This is a genomic window from Paenibacillus ginsengihumi DSM 21568 (assembly GCF_000380965.1).
GTDB classification, from domain to species: Bacteria; Bacillota; Bacilli; order Paenibacillales; family NBRC-103111; genus Paenibacillus_G; species Paenibacillus_G ginsengihumi.
The window spans coordinates 130,349-144,863 of sequence record NZ_KB905551.1 but is presented as its reverse complement, the minus strand read 5'-3'; the positions used below and the strand labels follow the sequence as shown (position 1 = coordinate 144,863).

At 57.8% G+C, this 14,515-nt stretch carries 11 protein-coding genes; 3 read left to right on the top strand and 8 right to left on the bottom strand.

The features are described 5' to 3' along the window. Positions 1–113: 113 nt before the first annotated feature. Positions 114–1,421 (bottom strand): ABC transporter substrate-binding protein, encoded by a 1,308-nt coding sequence (locus tag F591_RS0103885; protein ID WP_019533275.1) that lies wholly within the window; start codon positions 1,419–1,421, stop codon positions 114–116. Positions 1,422–1,744: 323 nt separating this feature from the next. Here F591_RS0103885 and F591_RS0103880 point away from each other — a divergent pair, with 323 nt between their 5' ends. Further along, positions 1,745–2,506, top strand: coding sequence for an N-acetylmuramoyl-L-alanine amidase family protein (locus F591_RS0103880; protein ID WP_040741066.1), 762 nt, complete (start codon positions 1,745–1,747; stop codon positions 2,504–2,506). A 114-nt stretch (positions 2,507–2,620) separates the two neighbouring features. After that, complete coding sequence (locus F591_RS0103875; RefSeq protein ID WP_019533273.1) at positions 2,621–3,742, top strand: citrate synthase/methylcitrate synthase; 1,122 nt, start codon at positions 2,621–2,623, stop codon at positions 3,740–3,742. 747 nt (positions 3,743–4,489) lie between these two features. Here the strand turns inward: F591_RS0103875 and F591_RS0103870 are convergent. The 7 genes from F591_RS0103870 to F591_RS0103845 all read right to left on the bottom strand — a co-directional run bounded on the left by F591_RS0103870 (position 4,490) and on the right by F591_RS0103845 (position 12,672). Continuing rightward, complete coding sequence (locus F591_RS0103870) at positions 4,490–4,669, bottom strand: hypothetical protein (RefSeq protein ID WP_019533272.1); 180 nt, start codon at positions 4,667–4,669, stop codon at positions 4,490–4,492. A gap of 273 nt (positions 4,670–4,942) precedes the next feature. Further along, entirely contained in the window at positions 4,943–6,823 is a 1,881-nt protein-coding gene (locus F591_RS0103865) for a sigma-54-dependent Fis family transcriptional regulator (RefSeq protein ID WP_019533271.1), read from the bottom strand. A gap of 572 nt (positions 6,824–7,395) precedes the next feature. Then, positions 7,396–7,620, bottom strand: a complete 225-nt coding sequence (locus F591_RS32590) for a hypothetical protein (RefSeq protein ID WP_083935287.1) — start codon at positions 7,618–7,620, stop codon at positions 7,396–7,398. Positions 7,621–7,799: 179 nt separating this feature from the next. Then, positions 7,800–9,179: a dihydrolipoyl dehydrogenase gene (lpdA, locus tag F591_RS0103860; RefSeq protein ID WP_019533270.1), complete on the bottom strand. Its 1,380-nt coding sequence runs from the start codon at positions 9,177–9,179 to the stop codon at positions 7,800–7,802. Between the two features lie 16 nt (positions 9,180–9,195). Continuing rightward, on the bottom strand, positions 9,196–10,437 hold the full coding sequence (locus F591_RS0103855) for a dihydrolipoamide acetyltransferase family protein (protein ID WP_019533269.1): 1,242 nt from the start codon (positions 10,435–10,437) through the stop codon (positions 9,196–9,198). Between the two features lie 25 nt (positions 10,438–10,462). Beyond that, positions 10,463–11,497: an alpha-ketoacid dehydrogenase subunit beta gene (locus F591_RS0103850; protein WP_019533268.1), complete on the bottom strand. Its 1,035-nt coding sequence runs from the start codon at positions 11,495–11,497 to the stop codon at positions 10,463–10,465. A 179-nt stretch (positions 11,498–11,676) separates the two neighbouring features. Continuing rightward, on the bottom strand, positions 11,677–12,672 hold the full coding sequence (locus tag F591_RS0103845; protein WP_019533267.1) for a thiamine pyrophosphate-dependent dehydrogenase E1 component subunit alpha: 996 nt from the start codon (positions 12,670–12,672) through the stop codon (positions 11,677–11,679). A gap of 382 nt (positions 12,673–13,054) precedes the next feature. On the opposite strand from F591_RS0103845, the gene rpoN reads away from it, so the two are divergent. Then, positions 13,055–14,365, top strand: coding sequence for an RNA polymerase factor sigma-54 (gene rpoN, locus F591_RS0103840; RefSeq protein WP_040741064.1), 1,311 nt, complete (start codon positions 13,055–13,057; stop codon positions 14,363–14,365). Positions 14,366–14,515: the final 150 nt, after the last annotated feature.

Genomic DNA, 14,515 nt, shown 5'->3' with positions numbered 1-14,515 from the left:
CCTTCCCTTAAGCGTTAGGCGGATCGCCCGCCGTCCGGCGCGCTCCGGCCTGCTCCGGCGCGGGTAAGCGGCCAGCGCCCTTGGGCGGCGCCGCAGCTGGCAGCGGCCGCTCCTTATTTGTTCGCTTCCGTCGTCAAAATTTGATTCGCCTTTTCCTCCGCCTGCCTTAGCGCGGTGTTGATATCCTGATTCAAGGCGACGCCGACCGCTTCGTTATACGTCCTCTCGACTAGAGAGTCGTATCTGCTCTTATACGGCACAGGGGCGAATTGATTGACAAAGACAGCCTTCAGGTTGCGGTCCTTGAATTTGCTTTCCTGCCCGAACGCCTCCTTGACGGCCGGGCTGTTCAACACAGGCATAATTCCTTTTTTGGACAGCTGCATTTGCGCTTCTTCCGATACGAGGAAGCGGATGACCTCCATCGCCTCGTCCTTATGCTTGCTGGTCGATGTGACGCTGAAGAAGGTCGGGTACGGCTGCGAGCCGATGCCGGGCTGATCGGGCAGCGTCGGAATGGGCACCATGTCCCAATTGATCGTTTCGTATTCCTTGTTGATGAATATGGCCGACGACAAGTACATGAACATCGCCGCCTCCTGGGTCAGGAAGTTCGGCATCCGGTTGTTTTTGTCCGTAAACGACTGCAAGCCCGCCGCTTTGTACGGCTGCAGGAACGCAGTTTCGTAATATTTGCGCCACAGATCTCCGTTGATGGCGGACTGCTGCGTATCCGGATTCAAATAAGGCTGCGACAGCTGGTTCATGCGCAGGGCGTGGTTGGCCGAGGTCGTATAGCCGACGTACAGCTTTTCGCCGTCGGAGCGGCCCAAGCTTTTGGCCAGTTCGTTCAGTTCGTCCCACGTCATAGCCTCTTTCGGGTAGGCGACGCCGAATTTATCGAAAATATCCTTGTTGTAATACAGAACGAGATTATTGTTAAAGACCGGTACTCCCCATAGCTCCTCGCCGCCCGATGCCGCATGGGCCGCCTGCAAGGTTACCGGCTCGAAGGCGCTTAAGTCGAGATTGTGCTGCTTGACAAGATCGGTCATGTCCATCTGGAGATTGTAGTTCTGAACGGTGGGGAAAATGCCGATCGAATCGAAATACATGTCGATCTGCTGTCCTGCGGTAATCATTTCGGGGATGCCGGGACCTTCCTTTTTCCAGGGAAGATAGGTTACCTTGATGTTGGAGCTTGCGAACTTCCGGTTAATCATATCTCCGAAGCGTTCGTTAAAGCTTTCCAGTGAATCTCCGCTGGCCGATACGATGAACAGCTCGACCGGCTCGCTTCGCTTCTCGGGCGCCGCTCCTTCATCCGGGCTGGCCGCCGGCGGGGGACTTCCACTGCAAGCCGCCGCGACGGCCAAAGCGAGCGCTGCGGCGATCAGCTTCGGGCCAATTGTACGACTCATAGACATGCCACCTTTCCTCTCCGTTGGATATGTTCGGACACGATCGGGTATGCGGTGCCCTGCGCTCCTCCTTTTTTTGTTGCCTCAGCCTTTTCTCATCCCCCTTCTGTCGGCATAGTGCTCTGCGACATTGACTGATAGCGCTTACAGACAATCTATAACTATTATATGTTTCCTCAGATGGAATGAAATTGATTATTCAGCTAATTTTTTGCATCATTCTGCTATCATGAAGCGGTGTCAGCCATCGCGGCAGCAGCCGTATCGTACAAATGCGCCTCCGAATAAGTTGAATCAAAGCGAGGTGAGTTTACTTGAAAATCATGATCGACGCCGGACACGGCGGGCATGATCCGGGCGCGGCATCGGGAGGGCTCCGCGAGAAGGACATCAACCTGCGGCTGGCTCTGCGGATCGGCGAACTGCTGGCGGCATACAGCGCGGTGGACGTGCTGTATACCCGGACGACGGATGTTTTCGTGGAGCTAAGCGCCAGGGCGCGAAGGGCGAATGAGGCGGGGGTCGATTATTTCCTGAGCGTGCATATCAACGCCGGAGGCGGTACAGGCTTCGAATCGTTTACGTATCCGGGCAATACTGACGCCTACGGAGGCGTCATTCATCGTCATATCGCTGCCGCATTCGCGGCACACCGCTTGCCCGACCGCGGCCGCAAGCAGGCAAATTTGGCAGTGCTGCGGGAGACGAGGATGCCGGCGATTTTGCTGGAATTCGGTTTTATCGACCGGCCGGCCGATGCCGCGCTGCTGGCGAGTCCAGACGGAATCGAGCAGCTGGCCCGGGCGACGGCGGCAGGAGTGGCGGAAGCCTTCGGCCTTACTGCACCGACTGAAGAGGAGGGGGAAGACAATATGCCGCTGAAGCTCGAACATGACTGGCAGTGGAAAATGCTGGGGGACGCGCTGGACGGTTTATACCGGAAAAGCGTCAGCGGAGAAATCAGCCCTCCGGTCATTACCGATTATACGTGGGCGGAAAAAGCGTACAAGCGGGAGCTGAGCGCAGCTGAATTGGCGTGGCTGTGCACGATCATTCTCGCGCGTCAAAACGGGGTTACGGTGTAATAGTTGATTTTGATAAATTGTTTTTATATAGTTGAATAAAAATGTATTGTTTCGTTTATCGCAAATTGTTGATATGATGGGATTAACCATCTTATTGACAAGGAGCGAATGCGGATGAAAGCCAAGGTTACCGGTCTGGAAGGCGTTGTGGCGGCCGATACGGAGATCGGGCATGTGAATGGCCAAGAAGGCGAGCTTGTTTACCAGGGGTATTGGGCCAAAGATTTGGCGGTTCGCCATTCCTTTGAGGAAGTCGCGTATTTGCTGTGGTACGGCAAGCTTCCCGGAGCTCGGGAGCTGGACGATTTTCAAAGCCGGCTGGCGCAGGAGAGACGGCTGACGCCGGAGCTGCGCAGGCTGCTGGAGGCGATGCCGGCGGATGCGCCGGTCATGAGCGCGCTGATTTCCGCCGCTGCCGCGATGAACAGGGAGGAAGAGGGGCCGCCATCGGTCGAACAGGCTGTGCGCTTGACGGCAATGCTGCCTGTCGCCATCGCTTACCGATATCGCCGCGCGAACGGCCTAGGCTGGCCGGAGGATGCGGGCGCTGCCGGCGAAGCATCCGCAGATCGGGAAGGGCATGTCGCCCACTATCTCCGTCTGCTGTTCGGCCGTCCGGCTGCGGAGGCGCATGTTCGCGCCATGAATGCGTATATGATTCTGGCCATGGAACATGGGCTGAATGCATCCACCTTCGCCGGCCGGGTCGTCGCCTCCACCGGGTCGGACATGTTCTCTGCCGTCGCTGCTTCGATCGGCGCGATGAAAGGCCCGCTGCACGGCGGCGCGCCGTCCGGCGTCATCCGCCTGCTGGAGGAGATTGGAACGGAGGATCGGGCGGAGAGCTATATGCGGAAGCTGCTTGAGCGGGGGGAGCGGCTGATGGGCTTCGGACACCGCGTCTACAAGACGCTCGACCCGCGGGCGGAAGCGCTGCGCGAGGTGGCCGCTGCGCTTGCCGGCAGCGATCCTTGGCTCGATCTGGCCCGGCATACGGAACAGACGGCAATCAGGCTGCTGGCCGAATACAAGCCGGGGCGGCGGCTGTTCACGAACGTCGAGTTTTACGCCGCCGCTGTGATGCGCGCTGTACAGATGCCGCCGGAGCTGTTTACGCCTACGTTCACGGCCGCGCGCGTCGTCGGCTGGACCGCGCATGTGCTGGAGCAATCGCGGAACAACCGGATTTTTCGGCCGGAGTCCGTCTATGTCGGCCCGATGCCGGGCAAAGACTGACGGCCGCCGGTAAGTCTCCGGGCGAGGCAGCGCGGAAGGCAACGGACAAGGCCGCCGGTAAGTCTCCGGGCGAGGCTGCGCGGAAGGCAACGGGCAAGGCGGCAGGTAAGTCTCTGGGCGAGGCAGCGCGGAAGGCAACGGACAAGGCCGCCGGTAAGTCTCCGGGCGAGGCTGCACGGAAGGCAGCGGGCAAGGCCGCCGGTAAGTCTCCGGGCGAGGCTGCGCGGAAGGCAACGGGCAAGGCAGCACGGAAGGCAACGAGCAAGGCTGCGCGGTAGTCTGCGGGGAAAGGCTGCGCGGAAGGCAACGGGCAAGGCGGCCGGTAAGTCTCCGGGCAAGGCTGCACAGAAGTTTGCAGGCAAGCTGCAGGCTGTGGCCGTACCGCTTGAAAGCGCTGCAACGACCGGTTGGCGCAAGGATTCGTTCGTCTATAGGCTTAGGCGGCGCTCTTGCCGTTCATCGGCGCGGCTTTCGGGCTTTCCCCGCCTGCCGCGTCCGCATCCCGATGCTGCCGGAGGTCAGCATAACCGCGATCGGCTTCTGTGCGGTATTGCAGTTGCAGCGCCGGGGCTACCGGACGCCTAAGGGGGGAAGCCGGCTAAATTTATCCCTCATGGCCGCAAATGCCGTCAGGCATGTCCGTCCAATGGCATAGGGAAGCTCCGCGGTTTCCGCTCCTTGGATAGGCGGACGGCAGAGCTTCGGTACAGGGAGCTATGTAGGGAGAGGACGGCGGCTTCAGGGGCACTAATCCCGAATGCCGCATTTTTTGGCTAAAATCGGCCAATGGTAGACGAACAGCTCCTGCCAGCGATTTTCGGGTAAAATTTTGACCCACTCGGCAATCTGGTTCAGCCCCATCTCATCCAGCACATGAATGGCGTAAGCCTTCTGCTCCTGGACGTCCATTTCCTTCAACACCGCCAAGAGAAACACTCCTTCACTCGTTAATATTGAGCTCACCAGAACATATATATGCCGGAATTGCGCGATTTGACAGTGATTTCCTAACTATTTTCGCAGGGCTTGTTCAACAATGCATCAGCCTCCGATTGAACGGTTTGAGGCTGTACAGACGCGCTCGCGATGAGGTTAATTCAGCTCACTCGCAAGGCGGAACGATTTTGCCGCCTGGAAGAACGTTGTGGCGGCGCGGCTGACTGAAACGGCTGCGGCGGTCTAAGGCATCATTTTCGCACCTTAGTCCGCCGTCGTTTCTTTGAATTTTTGCAGCCTTTTGTAGAAGGTGCTGCGGGGGACGCCTAACAGCTTGGCGGCCTTCGAGACGTTGCCGCCCGTCTTTTGCAGGGCGTCGGTCATCTGCTCGAGCTGGATTTTTTCGCGTAAAGACAGCGTCGCGGACGGGGCGTGCGGAGCTTCGATTCTCTCCTTGTGGCGCGGCATGGGAAACGGATCATGCGCTTCGTGGCGCAGCATGGGGAACGGGTCATTCGCTTCCCCTTGATTCAGAATGTGCTGGCGTTCAAGGACGTTCATCAGCTCCCGGATGTTTCCGGGCCAATGATACTCCATCAGCCGCTCCCAGAATGGCGGGGTCAAGGGCAAATTCCAACCGAACTTGTCGCTAAAAAAACGGACCAGATAAGGAATGTCCTCCTTCCTTTCTCTTAGAGGAGGGACGTTGATCGGGTACACATGCAGGCGGTAATACAAATCTTCGCGAAATTTCCCTTCATCCACCAGCTGGCGAAGATCCCGATGCGTCGCGGCGATAATCCGGATGTTTAAAGGAACTTCCTTCAGGCTCCCGAGGGGCGTCACCTTGCGTTCCTGCAATACGCGCAGCAGCGCGACCTGCATGGAGGGAGGAATTTCACCGATCTCGTCGAGAAAAAGGGTGCCATGGTTGGCCTGCTCGAACTTTCCCTTATACCCGCTGCGCCTTGCCCCGGTAAAAGCCCCTTCCGCATAGCCGAACAGCTCGCTCTCCATCAGCTCTTTGGGAATCGCCCCGCAGTTGACCGCTACGAAAGGGCCGTTCTTGCGCGGACTGTTCTCATGAATCGACCGGGCAATGACCTCTTTACCCGTTCCCGTCTCGCCCAGAAGGTAGACAGTCGCGTCCGTCGGGGCTACGCGTCTCGACTCATGAAGCGTTCGCTGGAACGCCTTGCTTACGCCGGCCTCTCCTCTAAATTGGAACGGCGGGCGGGGCGGCGAAGCCGAGCAATGGGATTTTGCCGGATAGGCGTCTTGTTTGAGCAAATAGATACAGGTTCCGATCCGGCCGCCGTGGATGCGGGAGATGACAGGGAATTCCATTTGAACTGTATAGCCGTATTCAGCGACCGCTGCAGCATGCAGCCCCTGCCAGCCCGGCAAAACTTGTCGGATTGGCTTGCTTGCACTAACGACGGTTTGCTTGGTGCTGCAGATGATGACCGGTTTGTCCGATTCGAGGAGATCCATCGATTGCTGCATGAGCTCCATCTCGTCTCTGTGTGAACGAATGCTCAGTTCCCGTTCAATCGTGTAAGCGACGGAGGAAACCATCCCGAGCGTGTAAGGATGCGCGCGGTCCACCGGGCAAGATACGTCCAGGATGCCGAGCAGCTTGCCGTCGTCGTTGCGGATGGGAGCGGCTGCGCAGCTCCAGCGGTGGGAGGCGACCGAATAATGCTCCGACCCGGTCACCATGATGGGCTCCTCCGTCAGCAGCGCCGTACCGATGGCGTTCGTGCCCACTTCGTCTTCGGTCCAGCGAACGCCTTCGACAAAGTTGATCTGTGCTGCTTCATTCTTGGTTTGAAGGCTGCCGGACATGGACAGCACGTAGCCTTCCGGGTCGATGAGCAGCGCGATCATGCCGAGATCTTTCGCAAACTGTTTCAATTTGTCCAAATGCGGCTGAGCGATGGTTTGGAGCAGGGCGTACTTTTCCTTCTGCGAATTGAGCAGGTCGGGCGGCAGGATCGATCGTCCCTTGCCGGAATGTGGATTAACCTGAGCTTCCCTGGAGCGGTACCAGGATTCGGCCAGTCTTTTATTGATGCGCGAGGAGTCGAGAACACCTTCATGGACGAAACGATTCCATGTTTGTAAAGAAAATGTCGTTTCCATCTTTAACCTCTCCCATATAGACGCCTATGCCGAGCGCTTCCTGTCGTCATCGGACGTCGGCTTCGGTATTGAAAATTCGCCGAGGGCGGGAACTCCGTCGAATTTTCAAGATGGACGCCTATGCCGAGCGCTTCCTGTCGTCATCGGACGTCCCCTTCGGTGTCCGAAAATTCAGCGTATGGATACCGCAGAACTTTCAAGATAGCATATGATGTTAAGATGGCGTGAAATGAGCGGTGTCTGTTCCTAAATTATAACCTAATTTGAAAGCGCACTCAATAAGGAGCAGGCCGAATCGCGGGTACAATGGCTCAGTCCAGCTTGTCAGCGTGCGGCCGTACATGTTGCTGGAATGGCCCGGTCTTACAACCGGAGCCGGGGGAGGGGGCGAGATTGGATACGGGACAAGCTGCGCCATCCGGTGGTTTCGCCCGGCCCCAGGTGATCCGTTCGACATATTTCTTAAAGGCTCGTCTATACCTGTGGATAGACGCCTATGACGAACAATTCCTGCCGTCATCGGTCATCACCTTCGGTGCCCGAAAATTCGCCGAAGGATTCCGTCCAAATTTTCAAGATAGACGCCCATGCCGCTGGCGCAGCACCATCAGAAGGATGAAAACGGGCCGCGAACCTTGGGCTATTTTCAAGAGAGCCAGCAAATGTTGTATTTTGTACAACAAAAACGGGGCAGTAACCCGAACTCGCGGCTCAATGTTGTAGAAAGTGCAACATTTTGGGCGATATTCCCTGATTTGAAGCCCATCTCGCCCAAATTGTTGCACAAAATACAACATTCCCCTTCCTCTAGCACGAAGGATGCCGAAAATGTTGCATTTTTTGCAGGATTTGTCGCCTCATGTGCTTAGGGATGGGGATACAACCTGATGATCGGGGAGCGGACCGCCTTATGTGACCGGGGGTGCCCCGGGAAGGGGCGCTAAAAATGGTCCGCGCACCCCGGGCTAAGATAGAATTAGGCATGCACAGCATGCCCGATGGCGCCAAGCAGCGCCTCATGAACGGCTTCCGACAACGTCGGATGGGCGCTGATCAGATGCTCCATAAGATCGGCGGTCATCTCCGCATGCAGCATGATCGTTCCTTGACCGATAAGCTCCGTGGCGCGGGGACCGACGATCGAGAGGCCGACGATTTCGTGGTAGCGGGGCTCCACGAGCACTTTGACCTTGCCGGCCGGCTCACCGAGAATTAGCGCTTTGCCGTTGGCAGCGAATGGGAACTCCCCGATCCGGATGTCACCGTATGCCTGTCTTGCCTGCTTCTCGGTCATGCCGACGCCGGCAATCTCGGGCGAGGTATAAATGCAGCGGGGCACGGCCCGATACTTCACCGCGGCTTCCTGCCCGCAGGCGTGCAGCGCCGCAACCGTCCCTTCGTGAAAAGCGACATGGGCCAGCTGGATGCCGCCGATGATGTCGCCGCAAGCATAAATATGCGGCACGTTCGTTTGCATGTGCTCGTTCACATGAATTCCCTGCCTGGAGAACTCGATGCCGATCCGCTCCAGGCCTAACCCTTCGGTCCGCGGCTTTCTGCCGATGGAGACGAGAGCATAATCGGCGGTTAACTCATGGCTGCCTTCCCGATTCTCGAACCGGGCCTTCCTCGCGGCAGGATCGAGCTGCTTCAAGGCGGTGGAGGTATAGATTCGCGCTCCGGCCCGCTCGAGCTCCTCGTGCAGAACGGCGGCGATATCGGGGTCTTCGCCGGGAAGCAGCTGGTCCGCCATTTCCACGATCGTTACCTTGGTTCCGAGCCGGCTGTAGATGCTCGCAAATTCGCATCCGATAACACCGCCGCCGACGATGAGGAGGGAAGCGGGGACAGAAGGGAGGGACATCGCCTGTCCGCTGTGAATTACCCATTCCCCGTCGAAGGGAGCAAACGGCAGCGGTACCGGCTCCGAGCCTGCGGCAATAATGAACCGGTCGGCCTCCAGGGAGGAGGACTTGCCGCCTTGCTCCACAAGTAAACGGTGCGCCGTTTCAAAGCTCGCTGTGCCGCTGACCACTTTGATTTTATTTTTCTTCATCAGGTAACCGATGCCTTGAACCAGCTGCCCGACAATGCCGTTCTTGTATTCCTGCGCTCCGTTCCAGTCGATCTCGGCTTGGCCGGAAGGAAGGCGGATACCGAATCGCCCGGCATGCCGGACTTTATCGAATAGATCGGCGCTCTCCAGCAAGGACTTCGTCGGCATGCAGCCTTCGTTCAGACAAGTGCCCCCAAGAGCTTTCCGCTCAATAAGAGTTACTTCCCGCCCCTGCCGGGCGGCGGTAATCGCCGCCACATAACCGGCAGGTCCCCCTCCGATAATGGCTATCCTGCTCATGACATTTCCCTTCTTTCTAAAGAACCAGTCGATAAGGATCTTCTAAATGTTGTTTGATGGTCCGCAGGAATTCGGCGGCAGGAGCCCCGTCGAGTACCCTGTGATCAAAGGTGAGGCTGAGCGGGAGCAGGCTTCTGCGCTGCACTTCTTCCCCGATAAAGACCGGGGTGTCCTGCACGGCTCCGACCCCGAGAATTCCTGCTTCCGGCGGGTTCAGAATCGGCGTAAAATGCTCGATGCCATAAGCGCCGAGGTTGGTCACGGTGAAAGTGGAGCCCTGCATCTCCTCGCTGCCGAGCTGGCCGCTGCGGGCCCGCTGCGCCAAAGATTTCAGCCCGCGTGCCAGCTCCAGCAGCGAGAGCTTCTCGGCATGCCGGATCACGGGCACGACCAGGCCGTTGTCCAGGGCGACTGCCATGCCCAAATGCACATAGCCGAACGTATGAATCCGCTCGTCGATATAAGCGCTGTTCATCTGCTTGTGCTGCATGAGCGAAAGCACTACTGCACGGGCGATAAAATCGGTGATCGTCAGTTTAACGTCATATTGTTTTTGCACCGTTTCGCTCACGGGCTTCTGCAGCGCGACCAGGCCGGTAACATCGGCCTTCAGCGTTAAGGTAAGCTGGGCGCTGCTTCGCATGCTGTCCAGCATGCGGGTCGCTATGACTTTGCGGATGCCGGAGACCGGGGTTTGCTCCACCTGCTCCCCGCCGGCGGCCGGAGGAGTGACCGGCCCGCTCTCTACTGCCGGGGAGGGAGCGGCGGACAGCTTCGCGATCGCGCGCTCCACGTCCTCCTTGGTGATTCTCCCCTGCGGGCCGGTTCCCGCGATCGACTCGATGTCGATCCCTGCGGCTTCTGCCATTTTCCGGGCGACGGGGGAAATCTTGCTCTCCCCTTTCTTCCGCAGGGCAGGGGAGGGGGAAGGCGCAGGCTCGGCGACGGCGGCAACGGCGGCTTCCGCGATATGGGCTTTCGCCTCCGGAGCGGCTGCGGCCGCTCCGATGACTTGTTCGTCGGGACTTCCGATCCGACAGATGACGGTTCCCGGCGGCACGCCCTGGCCGGCGGGAACGACAATTTCCAGAATGATTCCGTCGGCAGGCGCTTCGATCTCCATCTCGATTTTCTCCGAATTGATATCGGCGACGATTTCTCCTTTGGACACGGGATCTCCGGCTTCCTTGCGCCAGTTCGAGACCATCCCTTCCTTCATTGCCATTCCCAGTTTGGGCATAACCATCTCTACAGCCATGGTCAACTCTCCGATCTTCAGGTAATTAGACTCTCATCAGCGAAATATCTCCGAGCATCTCCGATACGACCTCCAGCACTTTCTGCGGGGACGGCAAATACAGGTCCTCCAGCGGCGGGGAGAACGGAACCGGCGTATGGGGCGCCGTAATCCGTTTGATCGGCGCATCCAGGCTGTCGAACGCTTTATCCGCTACCAAGGCGGCGATATCGGTCGCAATGCTGCATCGCGGGTTCGCTTCGTCAATGATAATGAGGCGGTTGGTCTTCGCCACCGACGACAGGATGGCATCCTCGTCCAGCGGGGACAAGCTGCGCGGGTCGACCACTTCCGCTTCGATGCCTTTCTTCGCCAGCTGATCCGCTGCGGTCAGAGCGGTGTGCACCTGCTTGCCGATGGCGACAATCGTAAGGTCCGTGCCGGCCCGTTTCACATCGGCTTTCCCGAGCGGAATGGTATAGTATCCCTCCGGCACTTCGCCGGTCATATTGTACAAGGTTTTATCCTCGAAAAAGATCACCGGATCGTTATCCTCAATCGAGGCGAGCAGCAAGCCTTTCGCGTCGTACGGGGTGGAGGGTACGACGACTTTCACGCCGGGAATGCTGGTGAACAGCGCATACAGGCTCTGAGAGTGCTGGGCGGCGGCACGGTATCCCGCCCCGTGCATCGTGCGGATGGTGACCGGCACCTGCGCCTTGCCGCCGAACATGTAGCGGAATTTCGCTCCCTGATTGAGCACCTGGTCCAGACAGCTGCCGATAAAATCGTTAAACATCAGCTCGGCGATCGGCCTTAATCCTGTTGCCGCCGCAGTCATGGCAGCGCCTATATAACCGGCCTCCGTAATCGGCGTATCCAGCACCCGCTCGCGGCCGAACTCCTGCACCAGGCCTTTCGTCACGCCCAGAACGCCGCCCCAGGCTTCATCGTCCTGCAGATGGTCGACGTTGGCGCCGCCGGCCACATCCTCTCCCATGAGAATGACATCCTCGTCTTTCCGCATCGCCAGCTTCATGGCTTCGTTAATTGCTGCAGACATACTGATTTTTCTGGACATGTGGCAGTCCTCCTTAGATTGGATTAGACGTTTATGACAAGCGATTCCTTCGCTTTCAGCCGCCGTCTTCGGCATTGAAAATTCAGCGTATGGATGCCGCCGAATTTTCAAGACGGACACCTATGACCAGCGATTCCTGCGTCACTGGTTGTCGCCTTCGGCATTGAACATCTAATGAATCAATACGAGACATAGACGTCCTGGAGCAGCTCGGAGGCATCCGGGAACGGGCTGTTCTCGGCGAACTCAACGGCCTTCTGTACAGCCTGCTCGACGGAGCGGTCGATTTCACTGAGCTCTTCCTCCGTAAACAGCTGATGGCTCAGGAGGTAGGCGCGGAAGGCGGCGATCGCATCCTTCTCCTGGAGATGCTCCTTCTTCTCCTGCTCCTTCTTATACTTCTGGGCGTCGCCTTCAAAATGGCCATAGTTGCGGTAAGTCACGCATTCAATCAGCGTCGGGCCTTCGCCTCTGCGCGCTCGCTGCACAGCTTCCTCCGCCGCCTGGTAGACGGCGAGCACATCCTTGCCATCTACCCGGACGCCGGGAATGCTGTAAGCGACGGCGCGGTCGGCAATCGTCTTGCAGCTGGACGCATAGCTGAAAGGAGTCGCTTCGCCGTATCCGTTATTTTCCGCAACGAAAACGACCGGCAGCTTCCAGATCGCCGCCAGGTTGATGCCTTCGTGAAAAGTCCCCTGGTTGTTCGCGCCGTCGCCGAAAAAGCAAACGCTTACAGCATTCGTCTTCTTATACTTCGCCGTCAGAGCCGCACCGCAGGCGAGCGGGTAGCCGCCTCCGACAATGCCGTTGGCTCCCAGCATGCCTTTGTTCAGGTCGGCGATATGCATGGAGCCGCCTTTCCCTTTGCAAAGTCCGGTTGCCTTGCCGAACAGCTCGGCCATCATGCCGTCCAGGTCGCAGCCTTTGGCAATGCAGTGGCCATGGCCGCGGTGGGTGCTGGTGATGCTGTCCTTATCGTCCAGGTGCGCGCAGAGGCCGACAGCGACGGCTTCTTCCCCGGCATAGAGGTGGACGAAGCCGGGCAGACTGCCTTGAGCGAATAAATCGTGAACCTTATCCTCGAACTTGCGGATTTCCACCATTTTTTGATACATCCAGCCCGCTTTTTCCCGGCTTACCATGGTACCTTTTTGTTGCGCCGTTTCGACCATGCGTGATTCCTCCTCTTGTTTTGGTAGTGAAATTGGATTGCAACGATGCTAAGAAGCAAATTTCGTGCCAACCGATGCGAGGGAGAAGCGGGAGGGGGATCATTGCAAAACATGGACAGAATGAGACAGTGGTCTCGTTTTGTCCACTTTTGTACACCAGGGGCGCTTTAAGCTTTGCCGCCTGCGTAAGCCCGGGCCACGGGGAATGCCTGCCGCGGTCGCTTGAGAGCTGGCCAGGAAGATGGCTGACGAGCTGTTTAGGCGCATTTTGACGGAGTCTAATTATGGGCTGGCGCATTTTTTGCTTGAAAGGAAGACGGGAACTCTTTTATAATGGAGGTAAATAATGAAATCGCTTACAATTCTGAAGGGAGGCTTACGGATGGAGCTCCGGCTATCAATGCACCAGCAGCAGAGATTGCAGCTGACGCAGGGAATCAGGCAATCCATCGATATTCTGCAGATGTCCTCGCTGGAATTAAGGGAATACGTCCAGGAACAAACGGCGGACAATCCGTTAATCGAGTGGATTGTCGGCGAGCCCCGCTTCCAGTCTGGCAGCAGAAAAAGCGGAACGTCGGAATATGACAGCGATTGGTGGTTGAATGTCCATGCCGAGACGGAGAAGTCTCTGGAGGAAGCGCTGATCGATCAATTGAAATATTTGAATCTGGACAAACAAACTTATGCTTACTGCCTCATTTTGATACGCAGCTTGAACGAGCAGGGATATTTGGACGGTACGTTGGAGGCGCTGGCCGGGCATATGGGCGTGCCGCTTCCGGAGCTGCAGCGGGCGCTGCGCATTATCCAAGGCATGGACCCGCCGGGCGTAGGCGCAACCAGCCTCGAGGAATGCCTGCTTCTACAGCTTGATGCCAGCGATTCGCGCAATACGCTGGCCCGGGAGCTTGTCGCCCACGATCTGCGGGACATCGCCAGAAGAAGGTTCACCGCGCTGGCAAAAAAATATGCGGTGGATACGGCCTTCATTCAAGAGGCGGCCGATCGCATCGCCAGGCTGAATCCTAAGCCGGGACTCTTGTACGGCAAAGGGAAGCCGGAGTATCTCACCCCCGATATCGTGCTTCGGAATATAGGCGGAAGGTTTGAAGTCGTGGTGGAGGACGGCGCGGTTCCGGCCATATCATGGAACTTGGTTTATCTGAATATGATCAAGCAGACGGACTGCAAGGAAACGGTTTCCTATTTGCGGCAAAAATGGTCGGCGGCCAAGTGGCTCAGCAAATGCATCGAACAGCGGAAAGCTACGCTCTATCTGGTCGCCAAGGCGATCTTCGACATCCAGCAGCCGTTCTGCGAGCATGGGCCCGCTTGCATGAAACCGATGTCCTTGAAGGATATCGCCGCGAGGCTGAATATGCACGAATCGACCGTAAGCCGGGCGGTCCGCGGCAAATATGCATTGACGCCGTGGGGGACCTACGAGCTGAAGCATTTCTTCTCCGCTTCGATTCCGCAGTCCGGAGCGGAAGCAGCTTCCGCCCTGCAGCTTAAGGAGCAGATCCGCGACATGATCGGGCAGGAAGACAAGACGAACCCGTTGTCCGATCAAAAAATCGCCGAGCTGCTGCAGGCGAAGGGCTACATGATTTCCCGGAGAACGGTCGCCAAGTACCGGGAGGCGATGAAGATCGGCTCCTCCGCCCAGCGCAAAAGGTACACTACGTAAAGCTTTTGAAGTTCGAGCCACGACAATTACACCCGGGGGACGATGGGCAGCCGCCGTCAAGGCACTTGCGATCGGCGGCCCCCAAGCTCGATGTTAGCGTGCGAACTTCGCGGCGTCAGCGCGCGGACTCTGTGTTAGCATGCGAGCTCC

Bases quoted from the DNA above. Each gene is read 5' to 3' on its own strand.
- F591_RS0103885 (WP_019533275.1), bottom strand. From the start codon at position 1,421: ATGAGTCGTACAATTGGCCCGAAGCTGATCGCCGCAGCGCTCGCTTTG.
- F591_RS0103880 (WP_040741066.1), top strand. From the start codon at position 1,745: ATGATCGACGCCGGACACGGCGGGCATGATCCGGGCGCGGCATCGGGA.
- F591_RS0103875 (WP_019533273.1), top strand. From the start codon at position 2,621: ATGAAAGCCAAGGTTACCGGTCTGGAAGGCGTTGTGGCGGCCGATACG.
- F591_RS0103865 (WP_019533271.1), bottom strand. From the start codon at position 6,823: ATGGAAACGACATTTTCTTTACAAACATGGAATCGTTTCGTCCATGAA.
- F591_RS32590 (WP_083935287.1), bottom strand. From the start codon at position 7,620: ATGTTGTATTTTGTGCAACAATTTGGGCGAGATGGGCTTCAAATCAGG.
- lpdA (WP_019533270.1), bottom strand. From the start codon at position 9,179: ATGAGCAGGATAGCCATTATCGGAGGGGGACCTGCCGGTTATGTGGCG.
- F591_RS0103855 (WP_019533269.1), bottom strand. From the start codon at position 10,437: ATGGCTGTAGAGATGGTTATGCCCAAACTGGGAATGGCAATGAAGGAA.
- F591_RS0103850 (WP_019533268.1), bottom strand. From the start codon at position 11,497: ATGTCCAGAAAAATCAGTATGTCTGCAGCAATTAACGAAGCCATGAAG.
- F591_RS0103845 (WP_019533267.1), bottom strand. From the start codon at position 12,672: ATGGTCGAAACGGCGCAACAAAAAGGTACCATGGTAAGCCGGGAAAAA.
- rpoN (WP_040741064.1), top strand. From the start codon at position 13,055: ATGGAGCTCCGGCTATCAATGCACCAGCAGCAGAGATTGCAGCTGACG.